This is a genomic window from Streptomyces sp. A 4/2 (assembly GCF_940670765.1).
Classification (GTDB): Bacteria; Actinomycetota; Actinomycetes; order Streptomycetales; family Streptomycetaceae; genus Streptomyces.
Map to the genome: position 1 here is coordinate 20,130 of NZ_CALNVW010000040.1, position 19,253 is coordinate 39,382.

Genomic DNA, 19,253 nt, shown 5'->3' on the forward strand with positions numbered 1-19,253 from the left:
GTGGCGGGGTGCACGATGGGGACATGGTGAGGTCAGCGCTCGACTCCTTCTCCCCCGCGACCCGCGGCTGGTTCACGGGGGCTTTCTCGGCGCCCACAGCCGCCCAGGACGGTGCGTGGCAGGCCATCGGAGCGGGCTCCGACGTGCTGGTGGTGGCCCCGACCGGGTCCGGCAAGACCCTCGCGGCGTTCCTCGCCGCCCTCGACCAGCTGGCTTCCGCACCGCCGCCCGCCGACGCCAGGAAGCGCTGCCGGGTGTTGTACGTGTCACCGCTCAAGGCACTCGCCGTCGACGTCGAGCGCAATCTGCGCAGCCCGCTCACCGGCATCCGCCAGGAATCCGTCCGGCTGGGACTGCCGGAGCCTGATCTGCGGGTCGCCATCCGCTCGGGCGACACCCCGGCCGCCGAGCGGCGTTCCCTCGCGACGCGGCCCCCGGACATCCTGATCACCACACCCGAGTCGCTGTTCCTGATGCTCACCTCCTCGGCGCGCGAGGCCCTGACCGGCATCGAGACGGTGATCCTCGACGAGGTGCACGCCGTGGCCGGCACCAAGCGGGGCGCGCACCTCGCGGTGTCGCTGGAGCGCCTCGACGAACTGCTGCCCCGCCCGGCCCGCCGCATCGGCCTTTCCGCGACGGTCCGACCGGTGGACGAAATCGCGCGCTATCTGTCACCGCAGCGCAAGGCGGAGATCGTACAGCCGCCCTCGGGCAAGGAGTTCGACCTCTCGGTGGTCGTCCCCGTCGAGGATCTGGGCGAGCTGGGCGGCTCCCCGGCATCGGACAGCGACCCGGACCGAGCGGAGAAGCCCTCGATCTGGCCCCATGTCGAGGAGCGCATCGCCGATCTGGTGCAGTCCCACCGGTCGACGATCGTGTTCGCCAACTCCCGCCGTCTCGCCGAGCGCCTCTGCAACCGGCTGAACGAGATCGCCTACGAGCGAGCCACCGGAGAGGTCCTGCCGGAGGCCCACTCCCCCGCCGAGATCATGGCCGAGTCGGGCGCGGCCAAAGGGGCCCCACCGCTGCTCGCCCGTGCCCACCACGGCTCGGTGTCGAAGGAACAGCGCGCCCAGGTCGAGGAGGACCTGAAGGCGGGGCGGCTGCCCGCTGTCGTGGCCACCTCCAGCCTTGAGCTGGGCATCGACATGGGCGCGGTCGATCTGGTCGTCCAGGTCGAGTCACCGCCGTCGGTGGCCTCCGGACTCCAGCGTGTCGGCCGTGCCGGGCACCAGGTGGGTGCCGTGTCCACCGGTGTCGTCTTCCCCAAGTACCGGGGCGACCTGGTACAGGCGGCCGTGGTGACCGAGCGGATGCGGACCGGCTCGATCGAATCGCTGCGGATCCCGTCCAACCCCTTGGACGTACTGGCGCAGCAGCTGGTCGCCATGGTGGCCCTCGACAGCTGGCAGGCCGACGACCTGCTGGCGGTGGTGCGCCGTGCGGCGCCGTTCGCCGCGCTCCCCGAGTCCGCCTTCACCGCGGTCCTCGACATGCTCGCCGGGCGCTATCCGTCCGACGCGTTCGCGGAGCTGCGCCCCCGCGTGGTCTGGGACCGTATCGCCGGCACGGTCACCGGCCGCCCCGGGGCGCAGCGCCTCGCGGTCACCTCCGGCGGCACCATCCCCGACCGTGGTCTCTTCGGGGTCTTCCTCGCCGGAGCCGACCCCAAGAAGGGCGGCGGGCGGGTCGGCGAGCTGGACGAGGAGATGGTCTACGAATCCCGGATCGGCGATGTCTTCACCCTCGGCACCACCTCCTGGCGCATCGAGGACATCACGCGCGACCGGGTCCTGGTCACACCCGCGCCCGGAGTGCCCGGCCGGCTGCCGTTCTGGAAGGGCGACCAGCTGGGCCGCCCGCTGGAACTGGGCCGCGCGGTCGGTGCGTTCCTCCGTGAGGTCGGCAGCCTCGCCCCGGACGATGCCCGGCAGCGGCTCCACGCAGCGGGGCTCGACGCCTGGGCCGCCGACAACGTCGTGTCCTACCTCGACGAGCAGCGCCGTGCGTGCGGCCATGTCCCCGACGACCGCACGATCGTCGTCGAGCGTTTCCGCGACGAACTGGGCGACTGGCGGGTCGTCGTCCACTCCCCCTTCGGCGCCCAGGTGCACGCCCCGTGGGCGCTGGCACTCGGCGCCAGACTCTCCGAGCGGTACGGCATGGACGCCCAGGTCATGCACGCCGACGACGGTATCGTGCTGCGGCTGCCCGACGCGGAGCTGATGGGTCTCGACCTGCTGGACAGCGACCCCGCCGCGCAGGGCACCGAGTACGACACCGAACAGGCCCCCCTCGGTGCGGCCGATGTCGCGTTCGACAAGGGCGAGATCCAGCAGATCGTCACCGATCAGGTCGGCAGTTCCGCCCTCTTCGCCTCCCGGTTCCGCGAATGCGCCGCGCGGGCCCTGTTGCTCCCGCGCCGCAGTCCGGGCAAGCGGACCCCGCTGTGGCAGCAGCGTCAGCGCGCCTCCCAGCTTCTTCAAGTGGCAAGCGAATTCGGTTCGTTCCCGATCGTTCTCGAAGCCGTCCGCGAATGCCTCCAGGACGTCTTCGACGTTCCGGGGCTCGTGGAGCTGATGGGCGACATCGAGTCCCGCCGCGTGCGGCTCGTCGAGGTCACCACCACCGAGGCGTCACCGTTCGCCCGGTCGCTGCTCTTCGGCTACGTCGCCCAGTTCCTCTACGAGGGCGACTCGCCTCTCGCCGAACGCCGTGCCGCGGCCCTCTCGCTCGACTCCCGCCTCCTCGCCGAGCTGCTGGGCCAGGCCGAGCTGCGCGAGCTGCTGGACGCCGACGTGCTGGACGAGTTGGAGAGCGAACTCCAATGGCTGACGGAGGACCGGCGCATCAAGGACGCCGAAGGTGTCGCCGACCGACTGCGGCTGCTCGGCCCGCTGACCGATGCCGAACTGGCCGCGCGCGGAGCGGAGTCCGGATGGGCGCCCTACCTCGCCGCCTCCCGCCGCGCCATCCGGGTCCGCATCGCGGGCACCGACCACTGGGCGGCGATCGAGGACGCGGGCCGGCTGCGGGACGCCCTCGGTACCGCGCTCCCGGTGGGTGTGCCCGAAGCATTCACCGAGCCCGTCAAGGATCCCCTCGGGGATCTGCTCTCCCGGTACGCCCGTACGCACGGTCCGTTCACGTCTTCCCGGGCCGCCTCACGTTTCGGCCTGGGCACGGCGGTCACCGACGGCGCTCTGCAGCGCCTCGCCGCGGCGGGCCGGGTCGTGCAGGGCGAGTTCCACCCGTCCGGAATCGGTCAGGAGTGGTGCGACGCCACCGTGCTGCGCAGGCTCCGCCGCCGCTCCCTGGCCGCCCTGCGGCAGGAGCTCGAACCGGTTCCGCCCGCGGCTCTCGCCTCCTTCCTCCCCCAGTGGCAGCACCTCGACGGCAGCAGCCTGCGCGGGATCGACGGTCTGGCGCGTGCCGTCGAGCAACTGCAAGGGGCCCCGGTCCCGGCCTCTGCCCTGGAGCGACTGATCCTCCCCTCGCGGGTCTCCGGGTACACCCCGACTCTCCTCGACGAACTCACCACCACCGGCGAGGTCGTCTGGGCCGGGGCCGGTGCGCTGCCCGGCAAGGACGGCTGGATCTCGCTCTTCCTCTCGGACAGCGCGCCCTTGCTCCTCCCGCCACCGCACCCCCTCGAACTGAGCGCGCTCCACGAATCCGTCCTCAAGGCGCTCGCCCCGGGCTACGGACTCTTCTTCCGCCAGATCGCCGACCAGATACGTGCCACCACCCACCCCGATGCCACCGACCCCCAACTCGCCGACGCCCTCTGGGACCTGGCCTGGTCAGGGCGGCTGACCAACGACACCCTGGCCCCCCTGCGCTCCCTGCTCGGCTCGGGCCGCACGGCGGGCTCCACGGCCCACCGCGCACGGCGCACGGTCCCCCGCGGGAGGTACGGCTCGCTCACCGCGGCTGCCCGCCCCGCCTCACGTACGGGTCCGCCCACCGTCGCGGGCCGCTGGTCCGTGCTGCCGGCAGCCGAACCCGACCCGACACTCCGCGCGCACGCCCTAGCCCGGACGCTCCTGGACCGGCATGGTGTCGTCACCCGCGGCGCGGTCGCCGCCGAGGGCGTCACGGGCGGGTTCTCCGCCGTCTACCGCGTCCTCTCCGCCTTCGAGGACAGCGGCCAGGCCCGCCGGGGGTACGTCGTCGAAGGCCTGGGCGCAGCCCAGTTCGCGATGGACGGTGCGGTCGACCGGCTGCGAGCGGCGTCGGCCGCGAGCGAGCGTACGGAACCAGGGCCCACGGGCCGGGCGCTGGTCCTCGCCGCCGCCGATCCGGCCAACGCGTACGGTGCGGCCCTGCCCTGGCCGGAATCACCGGGCGGTGCAGGCCACAAGCCCGGCCGTAAGGCGGGTGCGCTGGTCGTCCTGGTGGACGGCGAGCTGATCCTGTACATGGAGCGCGGTGGCAAGAGCCTCCTGGCCTGGGCCGCCGAGCCCGACGACCCCCGGCTGTCGGCCGCCGGTCAGGCACTGGCCGCGGCAGCCGGTTCCGGCACGCTCGGCACGGTGACGGTGGAGCGCACCAACGGCGCTTCCGCGCTCACCTCCGATCTGGGCCGGACCCTGGAGGCGGCCGGGTTCGTGGCCACCCCGAGGGGGCTGCGCCTGCGCGCCTGAAAGCGCTGAGCACCGCACGTCACGACAGCCCGTTCCGCAGAGGGAGGGACATGCCCGAGGGAGACAGCGTCGTCCAGGCCGCCCGGCGACTGCACACCGCTCTGTCCGGCCACCCCCTCACCCGTTTCGACCTGCGCGTACCACGGTTCGCCACCGCCGATCTCACCGGGCGCACCGTCCTCGACGTCACCCCGCGCGGCAAGCATCTGCTCATGCGGATCGAAGGCGGCCTCACCCTCCACAGCCATCTGCGGATGGACGGTGCCTGGAAGGTCTTCGCCCCCGGCGAGCGCTGGCGGGGCGGGCCGTCCCACGAGATTCGCGCCGTCCTCGCCACCGCCGACCGCACCACCGTCGGCTACCGCCTTCCGGTTCTCGACCTGCTGCGCACCACCGACGAGGACAGCGTGGTGGGCCATCTCGGTCCCGACCTGCTGGGACCCGGCTGGGACCCCGACCGGGCCCTGGCCAATCTGCTGACCGACGCCGCCCGCCCGCTCGGCGAAGCCCTCCTCGACCAGCGCAACCTCGCCGGGATCGGCAACATTTTCACATCCGAGATCTGCTTCGTGCTGCGCGCCACCCCCTGGCTCCCGGTCGGTGAACTCCCGCGGCCCGAGCGGGCCGTGGCGGTCTCCAAGAAGCTCCTGGAGGCCAACCGCGAGCGGCCCGTCCGTACGACGACGGGTCTGTGGAACCACCGCCTGTACGTCTACGGCCGCGCACCCCGACCGTGCCTGCGCTGCTCCACCCCCGTACGCACGGCGGACCAGGGCGACGGCAGCAGCAGGCGTCCTGCGTACTGGTGCCCCCGGTGCCAGTCGGGCCCCGCCCCGCAGACCGCCCCGCTCAGCTGACGGTCCAAATCCGGCACCGGCACATCAGTTGACGGGGTGTCAGATGCGGTCGTACGGTCCCGTCATGCCCGTCAAGGCGTACGACCTCACCGGCCGCACCGCGTTCGTCACCGGCGCCGCGAGCGGCATCGGCCGCGCCACTGCCGTGCTCCTCGCGGAAGCAGGCGCCACCGTCCACTGCGCGGACCGCGACGAAGCGGGCCTGCACGAGACCCGGGCCCTGATCGGGAACACCGGCGGCGCCGCACACCTCCACCCGCTCGACGTCTCCGATCGCACCGCGGTGGAGACGGCGGTGGAAGCGGCCACGGCCACCTCGGGCCGACTGGACATCCTGGCGGCCATCGCCGGCATCATGCACAGCAGCCCCGTCCTGGAGACACGCGACGAGGACCTCGACCGCGTTCTCGCCATCAATTTCAAGGGTGTGCTGTACGCGTGCCAGGCCGCCGCCCGCGCCATGATCGCAGCGGGCACCCGGGGCAGCATCGTCACGATGGCCTCGGGCGCGGTGGACACCGGTGGCCCCGGGCTGCTCTGTTACGGCGTCACCAAGGCCGCCGTGGTGCAGCTGACCAAGACACTCGCCACCGAGGTGGGCCCGCACGGCATCCGGGTCAACGCGGTCGCGCCCGGCTGGATCCGCACACCGATGACCGAGCGGCACAACAACTCGGAGGCGCAGGCGCACACCGCCACGCTCATGTCCCGGCTGTCCCCGTTGGGCAAGGTCGGTGAGCCTGCGGACATCGCACACGCCGTACTGCATCTGGCATCCGACGCCGCCGGATTCACGACGGGTCAGATCCTGCGGCCGAACGGCGGCGTCGCCATGCCCTGGTAGAGCGCCGCGCCCTGCCGAACCACACCCTGCCGGAACGCGGCGCCCCGGGGGCCTGCGGTTCACCGGGCCGCGATGCCCCGCCGGAGCGCGCCACCCCGGCGGGGAGAGCGACCACATGCACCGGCAGCAGACTCAGCCCCCAGCCCCCCAGCGCGACCGCGCTCTCCAACGGCCCGGTGCCACCGGGTATCAGCAGCAGCCTCAGCACAGCCCACCACCAAGCCCCGCCCAGCACCGCGGCCAGCGCCAGCGCCGGCATCCACCGCTTCACCATGGCTGCCTCCTCCGGCCGACGCTAGCGCCGTTCCCGGCAAGCTCTGCCCCGTCGCGGCACTAGACGGGCCCGAGCGCCTGGCAGGAGGGCGCACCCAGCGTGCACCCGGCGGGTATGCGCATCGCTACGCGCTCTCTGCCTGATACATCCAGGCGTGCTTTTCGAGATCCGCAGTGACCCCGATCAGCAGATCCTGGGTCACCGGGTCCGGGACGTCGGTCGCGGCGATCCGCTCCCGCATCCGGGTGATGACAGCACCGAGCGCGTCCACCAGGATCCGCACCGCGTCGGTGTCCTTGATCCAGCCCTCCGGCACCTCACGGATCGCACTGGTCCTGGAGACCGTCGCGGCGCGGCCGTCCGGCGTCACCCCGACCGCCGAGGCCCGCTCGGCCACGGTGTCCGTGTACTGGCGAGCGGTGTCGACCACCTCGTCGAGCTGGAGGTGCACGGACCGGAAGCGCGGCCCGACCACATTCCAGTGCACCTGCTTGGCCACCAGCGAGAGATCGACGAGATCGGCGAGTGCGCCCTGGAGCGCGTCTCCGACCACCTTGAGATCAGCTCCGGACAGCGAACTCTTCACGCCAGACATGCGAGGCCTCCCATGCATTCATACGTTCCGACCACCATGGCACAAATATCCACATCTCGGACATTCGGGGCAGAAAAAAGCTCCGACCGGTCCGTGAGGACCAGCCGGAGCCGGAAAGCACGTGCTAGGCAGCGACGACATCCACCGCTTCGGCGGGCGCCTTGATCGTCACTCGCTCGGTCGGAACACCCGTCACCGATGTCACGGAGACGGAATTGAGCATCGAACGTACCGGCGCGGGCACAGGTTCACTGGCAGCTGCCGACTCGGCCAGCTCGGCGAGCGACAGTTCGTCGCTCACTTCGCGCATGAGCTCGGACATCCGTACGTCAAGCGCGTCGCAGATAGCGGAGAGCAGCTCGGAGGATGCCTCCTTCTGCCCCCGCTCCACCTCGGACAGATAACCGAGAGAGACTCGGGCGGACGAGGAGACTTCGCGCAGAGTACGGCCCTGACGCTGGCGCTGCCGACGCAGCACGTCACCCAGCAGGCGACGGAGCAGAATCATCGGTGGCTCCCTCCTCGGACCGCGTAGCCGCATCCTTCACGCCCCACCGTACCGCCTTGCGCCGCGGCCGTGCGGGGAGTGATGTCGTGTTCACTCAGGGCTGCAAACATCAAATCCCCCCGTTCTCTTCCGTATCCTGTGCCCCTGCATTCCCGCAGAGTTCGCCGGAGAGCAGCTCAAGAACGCCTCGAACAGTCTCTTCACGGATTTCCCCCCGGCTTCCGTTCAATCGCAGTGCGGCCACATTCCCCGCACCGTCCGGGCCACAAACTGCTACGTACACCGTCCCGACGGGCTGTCCGTCCTGCGGATCGGGCCCGGCGACCCCCGTGGTCGCCGTTCCCCAGTCCGCACCGAGCACCTGCCGCACTCCGGCGGCCATCTGCCGGGCGACCTCGGGGTCCACCGCCCCTCGCTCGGCCAGCAGAGCTCCGTCGACGCCGAGGATCTCGCGCTTGAGACCCGTTGCGTACGCCGTCACGGACCCACGGAAGACCCGCGAGGCGCCGGGGACGGAAGTCAGTTCGGCGGCGACCAGGCCGCCTGTCAGCGACTCGGCAGCGGCCAGGGTCTCCCCGCGCTCCGCCAGCAACTCCAGCACCCGGGCCGCGGACGTCACCGTGCGGCCCGCTCCGCTGCGAGGCCCTTGCGCCGCGCGGTCACCGCCTGCTGGACGTAATCGAGCCCCGTCACCACCGTCAGCACCACCGCGACGGCCATGACCCAGAACCGCATGGTCGCCAGCGGCCCGGTCAGCGCCAGCACGTACATGCCGACGGCTGTGCCCTGGGCCAGCGTCTTCAGCTTGCCGCCGCGGCTGGCGGGAATGACCGCGTGTCTGATCACCCAGAACCGCATCAGCGTGATCCCGAGCTCCCGGAAGAGGATCACTCCCGTCACCCACCAGGGCAGATCACCCAGGTACGACAGACAGATCAGCGCCGCCCCCATGATCGCCTTGTCGGCGATGGGGTCGGCGATCTTCCCGAAATCGGTGACCAGGTTGTAGGTCCGTGCCAGATGGCCGTCGAAGACATCGGTGATCATCGCGATGGCGAAGGCGGCCCAGGCGTACGCCCGCCAGACCGGGTCGTACCCGCCGTCATGGAGCAGCAGCAGCACGAATCCGGGGACGAGCACCAGCCGCAGCATCGTCAGCAGATTGGCGACGTTCCACAGGCTGACCTCGTTGACGACCGCAGCGCCCAGCTTGCCTCCGGACGCCGGCGTGGCACCGGTACCGCCCGTGGCGGATGCCGGGGCTCCGGTCATCTGCCCGCCTCCTCACCGAGACACTCGGCCACCAGATCGACGCCTTCGGTGGCGACCACCTTTGCGACGACCATACGGCCGGGCACCAGCCCCTCGCTCGCCGTGAACATCACCTGTCCGTCCGTCTCCGGCGCCTGGTGTTCCGCCCGGCCCACCGCGCCGTCCTCGTCGTCCACCGACTCCACGAGCACGGAGAGCGTCTCACCGAGCCGCTCCTCGGCCCGCTGGGCGGTCAGCTCCTCCGCGAGCCGGGAGATACGTTCCAGCCGCTCGGCGATGACCTCGGCGTCCAGCTTGTTCTCGTAGCCGACCGCTTCGGTGCCGTCCTCGTCGGAGTAGCCGAAGACCCCGATGGCATCGAGCCGCGCACCGGTGAGGAAGCGCTCCAGCTCGTCGACATCGGCTTCGCTCTCGCCGGGGAAGCCCACGATGAAGTTGGACCGCACACCGGCCTGCGGCGCCTTGCCGCGGATCGTGTCCAGCAGTTCGAGGAAGCGGTCGGTGTCCCCGAAGCGCCGCATCGCGCGCAGCACGCCGGGCGCCGAGTGCTGGAAGGAGAGGTCGAAGTACGGCGCGATCTTCGGCGTCGAGGTCAGCACGTCGATGAGACCGGGCCGCATCTCGGCGGGCTGCAGATAGCTGACCCGGATCCGCTCGATGCCTTCGACCTCGGCGAGCTCGGGGAGCAGCGTCTCCAGAAGGCGGATGTCGCCGAGGTCCTTGCCGTACGAGGTGTTGTTCTCGGAGACCAGCATGACCTCCTTCACACCCTGCTCGGCCAGCCAGCGCGTCTCGCCCAGGACGTCGGAGGGGCGCCGCGAGATGAAGGAGCCGCGGAAGGACGGGATGGCGCAGAACGAGCACCGCCGGTCGCACCCGGAGGCCAGCTTCACGGAGGCCACCGGACTGTTGCCGAGTCTGCGGCGCAGCGGCGCACGCGGACCGGAGACCGGGGCGACGCCTTCCGGCAGGTCCTCGGGGGCCGTGTCCTGCGCGTGGCCGGGAAGGGCCACACCGGGCGCCTCCTGGCGCTGCGCCGGGCTGATCGGGAGGAGCTTGCGGCGGTCCCGCGGGGTGTGCGACGCGTGGATTCCACCGTTGAGGATGGTCTGGAGCCGGTCGGAGATATCGGCGTAGTCGTCGAATCCGAGGATCCCGTCCGCCTCGGGGAGCGCTTCGGCAAGATCCTTGCCGTACCGTTCGGCCATGCAGCCGACGGCCACGACGGCCTGGGTCTTGCCGTGATCCTTCAGATCATTGGCTTCCAGCAGGGCGTCGACGGAGTCCTTCTTGGCGGCTTCGACGAATCCACAGGTGTTGACGACGGCGACGTCCGCTTCGGCGGCATCCTCGACGAGCTCCCAGCCGTCCGCTGCCAAGCGGCCTGCGAGCTCCTCCGAGTCCACCTCGTTACGGGCGCAGCCAAGAGTGACAAGGGCGACGGTGCGGCGTTCGGGCATGGGCTCAAGACTACTTTGTCCCGGCCCACGCCCGGTCCGCGAGGGTGATCAGCCTGCTTCGGGGTCGCCCTTGGTGTAGGAAAGACGCTCGACCTGGCCGGACTGGAAGTCGTTCTGGATGCTCTTGCCGTTCACGAACAGCTGGATCGCCCCGGCGTTCCCGAGGATCAGATCGACCTGCTGTCCGTCCGTGAAGGTCTTGGAATCCCCCTTGGCGAGGACGCCGTCGAACAGCAGCTTGCCGTTGTGCGTCTTGGCCGAGATCCAGCTCTTGTCGTCGACCGCCGACACCTTCACCGTCACCTTGTCCTTCGGCACGGCCGCAATGGCGCTGTCCGAGGGGGCGGGCTTGGGATCGGCGGGCTTGCTGGGGGCCGGATCGGCCGCCTTGGTGGCTGTCGTGGGCCCCTCGGCCACCTGATCCTTGTTCTTGTCGGTGCTGCCGCTGCCGGAGAACATGGTGAATCCGACGAAGCCGATCACCGCGACGATCGCCGTGACCATGGCCGCCGTCCAGTTCGGACGGCGCCGTTCGGGCCTGATCCGTTCCGCCTCGAAGAGCGGCGCGGCAGGGGTGGGAGCGGGACGGCCGCCGTGTTCGGCGTCGTACTGCTCGACGAGGGGTGCCGGGTCGACGCCCACGGCGCGCGCGAGTGTGCGGATGTGCCCGCGGGCGTACACGTCGCCGCCGCAGCGGGAGAAATCGTCCAGCTCGATCGCGTGCACGATGGGGATGCGCACCCGTGTCGCCGAGCTGACTTCTTCAACCGTCAGGCCTGCGGAGATCCTGGCCTGCTGGAGGGTACGACCGATCGAAGGCCGGTCGTCTTCGGGGGAGTTGCCGATGGACACGGGGGCGCCTTTCGAGCGTGAGCCACCTGCTGGATGTTCAGTCTAGGGGGGCGGGGAAAGGGTGGGGCAACCGGAGGGAGAGCTTTCTACGCCATCAGGTCGGCAGATCGCGGTAGCGACTCGCCGGACGGCCGAGGACAACCCGGGAGAAGGACAACCCACCGCCTTCTCCCTCCAACTTGACGTACAGCCAAGGGAAACGGTTGCCCCCCTTTCTGTTACGGAAGAGACTCCCCGCGGATCACTGCGAGGACTCCATCCATTTCGTCCGGTTTCACCAACACGTCGCGTGCCTTCGATCCCTCGCTGGGTCCGACGATGTTCCTCGACTCCATGAGGTCCATCAGCCGGCCCGCCTTGGCGAATCCGACCCGCAGTTTGCGCTGGAGCATCGACGTGGAGCCGAACTGGGTGGACACGACCAGCTCGGCCGCCTGGCACAGCAGGTCCAGGTCGTCCCCGATGTCCCCGTCGATCTCCTTCTTCTTCGCCGTCCCGACCACCACGTCCTCGCGGAAGACGGGCGCCATCTGGTCCTTGCAGTGCTGGACGATCGCCCCGACCTCGTCCTCGGTGACGAAGGCGCCCTGCATACGGGTCGGCTTGTTCGCCCCCATCGGCAGGAAGAGCCCGTCGCCCTTGCCGATCAGCTTCTCGGCGCCCGGCTGGTCGAGGATGACCCGGCTGTCGGCGAGCGAGGAGGTGGCGAAGGCGAGGCGCGAGGGCACATTCGCCTTGATCAGGCCGGTGACGACGTCGACCGACGGGCGCTGGGTGGCGAGCACCAGGTGGATGCCCGCCGCGCGGGCCAGCTGGGTGATCCGGACGATGGAGTCCTCCACATCACGCGGAGCGACCATCATCAGGTCGGCCAGCTCGTCGACGATGACCAGCAGATACGGATACGGGGAGAGCTCCCGCTCGCTTCCCTCCGGGGCCTTCGCCTTACCGTTCCGCACGGCCTGGTTGAAGTCGTCGATGTGCCGGTAGCCGTACGCCGCGAGGTCGTCGTACCGCAGATCCATCTCCCGGACGACCCACTGAAGGGCTTCCGCGGCGCGTTTCGGGTTGGTGATGATGGGCGTGATCAGGTGCGGAATGCCCTCGTACGCGGTGAGCTCGACCCGCTTGGGGTCCACCAGCACCATCCGTACGTCGTCGGGGGTGGCCCGCACCATCACCGAGGTGATCAGGCAGTTGATGCAGGACGACTTGCCGGAGCCGGTCGCGCCCGCGACCAGGACGTGCGGCATCTTCGCGAGGTTGGCCATCACATAGCCGCCCTCGACGTCCTTCCCGAGAGCCACCAGCATCGGGTGGTCGTCCTCGGCGGCGTCCGCGAGCCGCAGGACGTCGCCGAGGTTGACCATCTCGCGGTCGGTGTTGGGGATTTCGATGCCGACCGCGGACTTGCCCGGGATCGGGGAGATGATCCGGACGTCGGGGCTGGCGACGGCGTACGCGATGTTCTTGGTGAGGGCGGTGATCCGTTCGACCTTGACGGCCGGGCCCAGCTCCACCTCGTAGCGCGTGACCGTCGGACCGCGGGTGAAGCCGGTGACGGCCGCGTCGACCTTGAATTCCATGAAGACGTTCGACAGCGAGGCGACCACCACGTCGTTGGCGGCGCTGCGCGTCTTGCCGGGGCCGCCCCGCTCCAGCAGGTCCAGCGAGGGGAGCGAGTACGTGATGTCGCCCGAGAGCTGCAGTTGCTCGGCGCGGGAGGGCAGGGGCTGCGACTCGGCCGGCTTGGGGGACGCTTTCGTCAGATCGGGTACCGCGGACGGGACCCCCGGCCGGTCGGGCTGCCCGGTGGCCGCGGACTCGCGGGCGGACGGCACGGGCGCCGAGAGCGACTTCGAGGTGGCCTCCGGGCGTTCCACGGACACGCCCTGGGTCAGATCCGCGACCAGCGGCGAGGGCGGCAGCCCGTTCAGCACCGCGCCGTCCAGCGCCGCGGCGGCGGCTGCCGCGACATCCACGGCGTCCATGGTCCGGCCGGGCGCGGGCTGCACGGAAGGCCTGCGCGGCCTGCGGCGCTTGGTGAGGGCCTCCTCCTCGGCCTGCTCCGCGTCGTACAGCTCGGGCGTCTCGCTCCGCTGTACGGACGCGCGCCTGCGGCCGGCGGGCAGCGCTTCGCGCCACTGCTCCTCGTAGCGCTCGTCGTCCTCCGCCTCGGCGTCCCGGCCGGGCTCGGGATCGACGACTCCCAGCCGGGCTCCGAGCGCCCTGAGCCGGTGCGGGATGGCCGTGACCGGGGTGGCCGTGACGACCAGCAGCCCGAAGACGGTGAGCAGCAACAGCAGCGGTACGGCGAGCACATCGCCCATCAGGAAGATCAGCGGCTTGGAAGCGGCCCAGCCGATGAGCCCGCCCGCGTCCTGCAGTGCGGAGGTGCCGTCACCGCGCCCCGGTGCGCCGCAGGCGATGTGGACCTGTCCGAGCACCCCGAGAACCAGCGCGGAGAGCCCGATGACGATCCGCCCGTTGGCCTCCGGCCTCTCCGGGTGAAGGATCAACCGCACAGCGATGGCGCCCAGCAGTATCGGCACCAGCAGATCGAGCCGCCCGAAGGCTCCGGTGATCAGCATCTCGACGAGATCACCGACCGGACCGCGGAGGTTCGACCAGGTGCCCGCCGCGATGACGAGCGCCAGGCCGAGCAGGAGCAGCGCGACCCCGTCCTTGCGGTGCGCCGGGTCGAGGCCCTTGGCGCCCCGCCCTATGCCGCGGAACATCGCCCCGACGCCGTGGGCGGTGCCGAGCCAGAGCGCCCGTACGAGCCGGTACACGCCCCCGGTGGGGGACGGTGCCGGCTTCGGTACGGGCTTCGCAGCCGCCTTCTTGGCGGGTGCCTTCTTCGCGGGAGCGGTCTTCTTCGCAGCGGTCTTCTTCGCGGGCGCCGCCTTCTTGGCTGCGCCCGCGGTACGGCCGGCGCGCGGCTTCGCGGTGCCCGCCGTGCCCTGGGAACCCTTGCCGGACGTACGTGAGGCCATGGTGCCGAGGTTACCGGTGTCCACGGCAACGGACACCTGTGGTTACCGCTTCACCCGTTCGTGTCGCCCCTGTGAACACGCCTCTTGACGCGTGTTCAGTCGGACCGACTGTCAGCCCCACATCGGGCAGGCCGTCAATTCTGCGACGGAAGCGAGGCAGTCGGGCCGCTCGTGCCCGGCTCCAGCGCGTCCAGGGCCCGGCGGAGGCCGGTGAGTTTGCGCTCCAGATGGGCCGCGGTCGCCACTGCGGCAGCGTCCGCCGACTCGTCGTCGAGCTGCTTGGAGAGCGCCTCGGCCTGCTCCTCAACTGCCGCGAGCCGCGCGGACAGTTCGGCGAGCAGCCCGGCCGGCTCCTTGGCGTCGCCGACCGGAGCGCTGCCGTCCAACTGGAGGCGGAGCAGCGCGGCCTGCTCACGCAGCTGACAGTTCTTCATGTAGAGCTCGACGAACACCGACACCTTCGCCCGCAGCACCCACGGGTCGAACGGCTTCGAGATGTAGTCCACCGCTCCCGCGGCATAACCGCGGAACGTGTGGTGCGGCCCGTGGTTGATGGCCGTGAGGAAGATGATCGGAATATCGCGGGTCCGCTCCCGGCGCTTGATGTGCGCGGCGGTCTCGAACCCGTCCATGCCTGGCATCTGGACGTCCAGCAGAATCACTGCGAAATCGTCCGTCAGCAGCGCTTTCAGCGCTTCCTCCCCTGACGATGCCCGCACCAGTGTCTGATCGAGCGCGGAGAGAATGGCCTCCAGCGCCAGCAGATTCTCCGGCCGGTCATCGACCAGGAGGATCTTGGCCTTCTGCACCATGGCCCGTCCTCCTCGTCCCGGCAGTGCACCGGGCGCCGCCCCAGGGGACGGCTCCGTAACGCCGTCCGTCCTTGTGCCGGTCATGGTAACCGCACCCCGCCTGTCACCACACCCAGTCACCACGATGTCACTGCACACATACCGGAAACGTGGCGGGAGACCAGAAGGTTCCCCGAATACTGCCGCCTCACACGCCTTCGGCCACACTCAGTCAGCAACTCGCAAGTACTGGGCGTGAAATCGATCACTCACCGCGCATCCAATGCTCCATTACCGTGAGCAAATGATCAGGGTCGACCGGCTTGGTCACATAGTCGGAGGCACCGGATTCGATGGCCTTCTCCCTGTCGCCCTTCATCGCCTTCGCGGTCAGCGCGATGATCGGCAGCCCGGCGAACTGCGGCATCCTGCGGATCGCCGTCGTCGTCGCGTAACCGTCCATCTCCGGCATCATGATGTCCATCAGAACGAGCGTCACGTCGTCGTGCTGCTCAAGGACCTCGATGCCCTCCCGGCCGTTCTCCGCGTACAGCACCGCGAGGCCGTGCTGCTCCAGGACGCTGGTGAGCGCGAAGACGTTGCGGATGTCGTCGTCGACGATCAGCACCTTCTCGCCGTTGAACTGGAAGACCCGGCGCGGCTCGGCCGCCTCCTTCTCCTCCACCGCCCACGGCTCCCGTTCCACGGACGTGGTCCCGCCCGTGACGCCCGAACTGGCCGGCAGCGCCGACGGACGGCCCGCGGAGCCCAGCGCCTTACGGCGGCGCCGGAACAGGCCCGCAGGCCCGCCCTGGACGTCCGTGGGCGCCATGCCGGACCGCGGACCCGCCTCGTCGGGCATCCTGCTCTCTCCGGCACCGGGCGCCCGCTCCAGCCCACCCGGGCTCAGCTGCGGATAGCCCTGCGGCGGCAGTTCGCTGGCGTGCAGCGGCAGATACAGCGTGAAGGTGGAGCCACGCCCCGGCTCGCTCGCCGCATGGATCTCACCGCCGAGCAGCCGTGCGATCTCCCGGCTGATGGACAGACCGAGCCCGGTACCGCCGTACTTGCGGCTCGTCGTACCGTCCGCCTGCTTGAAGGCCTCGAAGATCACCCGCATCTTGCTCGACGCGATGCCGATCCCGGTGTCGGTGACCGAGAAGGCGATCAGATCCCCGTCGGCGTCGCGCAGCGAACCCGCCTCCAGCAACTGCTCGCGAATGGCGTCCGGCACGCCGGCGTTGGCCGGCCTGATCACCAGCTCCACCGCCCCGGTGTCGGTGAACTTCACCGCGTTGGAGAGGAGATTGCGCAGCACCTGCAGCAACCGCTGCTCGTCCGTGTGCAGGGTCGCGGGCAGCTCCGGCGACACCCGTACGGAGAAGTCCAGGCCCTTCTCGGCGGTCAGCGGCCGGAAAGTGGCCTCGACGTAGTCGACGAGCTGGACCAGCGCGATCCTGGTCGGGCTGACATCCATCTTGCCCGCCTCGACCTTGGACAGATCCAGAATGTCGTTGATCAGCTGGAGCAGATCCGAACCGGCCCCGTGAATCGTCTCGGCGAATTCCACCTGCTTCGGGGAGAGATTTCCCTCGGCATTGTCAGCGAGCAACTTGGCGAGGATCAGCAGGGAATTGAGCGGTGTACGCAGCTCGTGCGACATGTTCGCCAGGAACTCGGACTTGTAGCGCATCGAGACCGCGAGCTGTTCGGCCCGCTCCTCCAGCACCTGCCTGGCCTCTTCGATCTCGGTGTTCTTCACCTCGATGTCGCGGTTCTGCCGGGCCAGCAGCTCGGCCTTCTCCTCCAGTTCCGCATTGGATACCTGAAGCGCCTTCTGCCGGTTCTCCAGTTCCGCCGAACGCTCCCGCAGCTGCTCGGTGAGCTCCTGCGACTGCTTCAGCAGAACCTCGGTCTTGGAGTTCACGCTGATCGTGTTGACGCTCGTCGCGATCATTTCCGCGATCTGGTTGAGGAAGTCCTTCTGGATATGGGTGAACGGCTGGAACGAAGCCAGTTCGATCACTCCCAGGACCTGTCCCTCGAAAAGCACCGGCAGCACGATCACATGGGCGGGCGGCGCCTCACCCAGACCGGAGGAGATCTTGAGATAGCCCGGCGGCACGTTCTCCACCAGGATCGTGCGCTTCTCTTCGGCCGCCGTACCGATGAGCGTCTCACCGGGCCGGAAGGTCGTCGGCATGGAACCCGCCGAGTAGCCGTAACTGCCGTGCATCCGCAGCTCGTACGCGCTCTCGTCGCCCTGACCGACCTCCGTCGCCGACCCGGTGGGCATGGCCAGGAAGAACGCGCCGTGCTGGGCCGAGACGACCGGGGTGAGTTCGCTCATGATCAGCGAAGCCACGTCCACCAGCTCCCGGCGGCCCTGCATCAGACCGGAGATACGGGCCAGGTTGCCCTTGAGCCAGTCCTGTTCCTTGTTGGCGACCGTGGTGTCACGCAGGTTGGCGATCATCGTGTTGATGTTGTCCTGGAGGGCCTGGATCTCGCCCGCGGCATCCACATCGATCTTGAGATTCAGATCTCCCCGGGTCACCGCGGTGGCGACCGCCGCGATCGCGCGCACCTGGCGGGTCAGGTTCCCGGCCATCTCGTTCACCGATTCGGTGAGATCGCGCCAGGTGCCGTCCACATCACGCACCCGCGCCTGACCGCCCAACTGGCCCTCGGTGCCCACCTCGCGGGCGACCCTGGTCACCTGCTCGGCGAAGCTCGACAGCTGGTCGACCATCGTGTTGATGGTGGTCTTCAGTTCCAGGATCTCGCCCTGGGCGTCGATGTCGATCTTCTTGGTCAGATCGCCCTTGGCGATCGCCGTGGTGACCGTGGCGATCTGCCGCACCTGTCCGGTCAGGTTGGACGCCATGGAGTTCACGGACTCGGTGAGGTCCTTCCACGTACCGGACACCCCCGGCACCCGCGCCTGGCCGCCCAGCGAACCGTCCGTGCCCACCTCACGCGCTACCCGCGTCACTTCGTCGGCGAACGAGGACAGGGTCGTCACCATGGTGTTGACGGTGTCGGCGAGCTGCGCGACCTCGCCACGCGCTTCCACCGTCACCTTCTTGGTCAGATCGCCGTTGGCGACCGCCGTGGCGACCTGCGAGATGTTACGGACCTGGCTGGTCAGGTTGTTGGCCATCAGGTTCACGTTGTCGCTGAGGTCCTCCCAGATGCCGGTGACCCCGCGCACCCGGGCCTGCCCGCCGAGAATTCCCTCGGTGCCCACCTCTCGGGCCACCCGCGTCACCTGCTCCGCGAACGAGGACAGCTGATCGACCATCGTGTTGACGGTCGTGACCAGCGCGAGGATCTCGCCCTTGGCGTCAACGGTGATCTTCTTCGACAGGTCGCCCTTGGCCACCGCGGTGGTGACCTCCGCGATGTTGCGCACCTGCGACGTCAGGTTGTTCGCCATGAAGTTGACGGACTGGGTGAGGTCCTTCCACGTACCGGACACCCCCTGGACCTCGGCCTGACCACCCAGCATCCCCTCGGTGCCCACCTCTCGGGCCACCCGCGTCACCTGCTCCGCGAACGACGAGAGCTGATCGACCATCGTGTTCAGGGTGTTCTTCAGTTCGAGGATCTCGCCACGGGCGTCCACATCGATCTTCTGGGACAGATCACCCCGCGCCACCGCGGTCGCGACCTGCGCGATGTTGCGGACCTGCGCGGTGAGGTTGCCCGCCATGCCGTTCACCGAGTCGGTCAGGTCACGCCATACGCCGGCCACGCCCGGCACCTGCGCCTGACCGCCGAGGCGACCGTCCGTACCCACCTCACGGGCGACCCGGGTCACCTGCTCGGCGAAGGCGGAGAGCTGGTCGACCATCGTGTTGATCGTCGTCTTCAGTTCGAGGATCTCGCCGCGCGCGTCCACGTCGATCTTCTGGGACAGATCACCACGCGCCACCGCAGTGGTCACCTGGGCGATCTGACGTACCTGCGAAGTCAGGTTCCCCGCCATGAAGTTGACGGAGTCGGTGAGTTCCTTCCAGGTACCGCTGACCCCGTCCACCCGGGCCTGGCCACCGAGCCGGCCCTCGGTGCCCACCTCACGCGCCATCCGCGTGACCTGGTCGGCGAACGACGAGAGTTGCGCCACCATCGTGTTGACGGTGTTCTTCAGTT

12 protein-coding genes and 1 pseudogene are annotated in these 19,253 nt (G+C 69.6%); 3 read left to right on the top strand and 10 right to left on the bottom strand.

Going from position 1 to position 19,253, the window contains the following annotated elements; translation table 11 throughout:
- The first annotated feature begins 23 nt into the window (after window positions 1-23).
- The 3 genes from NBY69_RS29105 to NBY69_RS29115 all read left to right on the top strand — a co-directional run bounded on the left by NBY69_RS29105 (window position 24) and on the right by NBY69_RS29115 (window position 6,350).
- A complete protein-coding gene (locus tag NBY69_RS29105; protein WP_250304874.1) occupies window positions 24-4,649 on the top strand; it encodes an ATP-dependent helicase in 4,626 nt (1,541 codons plus the stop codon).
- Window positions 4,650-4,699: 50 nt separating this feature from the next.
- Window positions 4,700-5,506, top strand: coding sequence for an Fpg/Nei family DNA glycosylase (locus tag NBY69_RS29110; protein WP_250304875.1), 807 nt, complete (start codon window positions 4,700-4,702; stop codon window positions 5,504-5,506).
- A gap of 64 nt (window positions 5,507-5,570) precedes the next feature.
- Window positions 5,571-6,350: an SDR family NAD(P)-dependent oxidoreductase gene (locus NBY69_RS29115; protein ID WP_250304876.1), complete on the top strand. Its 780-nt coding sequence runs from the start codon at window positions 5,571-5,573 to the stop codon at window positions 6,348-6,350.
- On the opposite strand, the gene NBY69_RS29120 is transcribed toward NBY69_RS29115, so the two are convergent.
- The 10 genes and pseudogenes from NBY69_RS29120 to NBY69_RS29165 form a co-directional block, all read right to left on the bottom strand.
- Complete coding sequence (locus NBY69_RS29120; protein WP_250304877.1) at window positions 6,298-6,624, bottom strand: hypothetical protein; 327 nt, start codon at window positions 6,622-6,624, stop codon at window positions 6,298-6,300. The two genes, NBY69_RS29115 and NBY69_RS29120, sit on opposite strands and share 53 nt — an antisense overlap.
- 124 nt (window positions 6,625-6,748) lie before the next feature.
- Window positions 6,749-7,219 carry a Dps family protein gene (locus NBY69_RS29125; RefSeq protein ID WP_250304878.1) on the bottom strand — a complete coding sequence of 157 codons (471 nt, stop codon included), beginning with the start codon at window positions 7,217-7,219 and terminating at the stop codon, window positions 6,749-6,751.
- 124 nt (window positions 7,220-7,343) lie between these two features.
- Window positions 7,344-7,727, bottom strand: coding sequence for a helix-turn-helix domain-containing protein (locus NBY69_RS29130; RefSeq protein WP_250304879.1), 384 nt, complete (start codon window positions 7,725-7,727; stop codon window positions 7,344-7,346).
- Between the two features lie 109 nt (window positions 7,728-7,836).
- A complete protein-coding gene (locus NBY69_RS29135) occupies window positions 7,837-8,346 on the bottom strand; it encodes a CinA family protein (protein ID WP_250304880.1) in 510 nt (169 codons plus the stop codon).
- A 2-nt stretch (window positions 8,347-8,348) separates the two neighbouring features.
- Window positions 8,349-8,999: pseudogene (pgsA, locus tag NBY69_RS29140) on the bottom strand (CDP-diacylglycerol--glycerol-3-phosphate 3-phosphatidyltransferase); the annotation flags it as partial.
- Complete coding sequence (gene rimO / locus NBY69_RS29145) at window positions 8,996-10,459, bottom strand: 30S ribosomal protein S12 methylthiotransferase RimO (RefSeq protein WP_250304882.1); 1,464 nt, start codon at window positions 10,457-10,459, stop codon at window positions 8,996-8,998. The gene rimO and the pseudogene pgsA, both read right to left, overlap by 4 nt.
- Window positions 10,460-10,507: 48 nt before the next feature.
- Window positions 10,508-11,311: a helix-turn-helix domain-containing protein gene (locus NBY69_RS29150; protein WP_250304883.1), complete on the bottom strand. Its 804-nt coding sequence runs from the start codon at window positions 11,309-11,311 to the stop codon at window positions 10,508-10,510.
- A gap of 218 nt (window positions 11,312-11,529) precedes the next feature.
- Window positions 11,530-14,307 carry a DNA translocase FtsK gene (locus tag NBY69_RS29155; RefSeq protein ID WP_250304884.1) on the bottom strand — a complete coding sequence of 926 codons (2,778 nt, stop codon included), beginning with the start codon at window positions 14,305-14,307 and terminating at the stop codon, window positions 11,530-11,532.
- 134 nt (window positions 14,308-14,441) lie between these two features.
- The gene (locus NBY69_RS29160; protein WP_250304885.1) at window positions 14,442-15,119 is read right to left on the bottom strand and encodes a two-component system response regulator; all 678 of its coding nucleotides are present in this window, start codon (window positions 15,117-15,119) and stop codon (window positions 14,442-14,444) included.
- A gap of 244 nt (window positions 15,120-15,363) precedes the next feature.
- Window positions 15,364-19,253 (bottom strand): HAMP domain-containing protein (locus tag NBY69_RS29165; RefSeq protein WP_250304886.1); only part of this gene is annotated, 3,890 nt, incomplete at its 5' end.

Excerpts from the sequence above, each read along its gene's own strand:
- NBY69_RS29105 (WP_250304874.1), top strand. The coding sequence starts at position 24 with ATGGTGAGGTCAGCGCTCGACTCCTTCTCCCCCGCGACCCGCGGCTGG.
- NBY69_RS29110 (WP_250304875.1), top strand. The coding sequence starts at position 4,700 with ATGCCCGAGGGAGACAGCGTCGTCCAGGCCGCCCGGCGACTGCACACC.
- NBY69_RS29115 (WP_250304876.1), top strand. The coding sequence starts at position 5,571 with ATGCCCGTCAAGGCGTACGACCTCACCGGCCGCACCGCGTTCGTCACC.
- NBY69_RS29120 (WP_250304877.1), bottom strand. The coding sequence starts at position 6,624 with ATGGTGAAGCGGTGGATGCCGGCGCTGGCGCTGGCCGCGGTGCTGGGC.
- NBY69_RS29125 (WP_250304878.1), bottom strand. The coding sequence starts at position 7,219 with ATGTCTGGCGTGAAGAGTTCGCTGTCCGGAGCTGATCTCAAGGTGGTC.
- NBY69_RS29130 (WP_250304879.1), bottom strand. The coding sequence starts at position 7,727 with ATGATTCTGCTCCGTCGCCTGCTGGGTGACGTGCTGCGTCGGCAGCGC.
- rimO (WP_250304882.1), bottom strand. The coding sequence starts at position 10,459 with ATGCCCGAACGCCGCACCGTCGCCCTTGTCACTCTTGGCTGCGCCCGT.
- NBY69_RS29155 (WP_250304884.1), bottom strand. The coding sequence starts at position 14,307 with ATGGCCTCACGTACGTCCGGCAAGGGTTCCCAGGGCACGGCGGGCACC.
- NBY69_RS29160 (WP_250304885.1), bottom strand. The coding sequence starts at position 15,119 with ATGGTGCAGAAGGCCAAGATCCTCCTGGTCGATGACCGGCCGGAGAAT.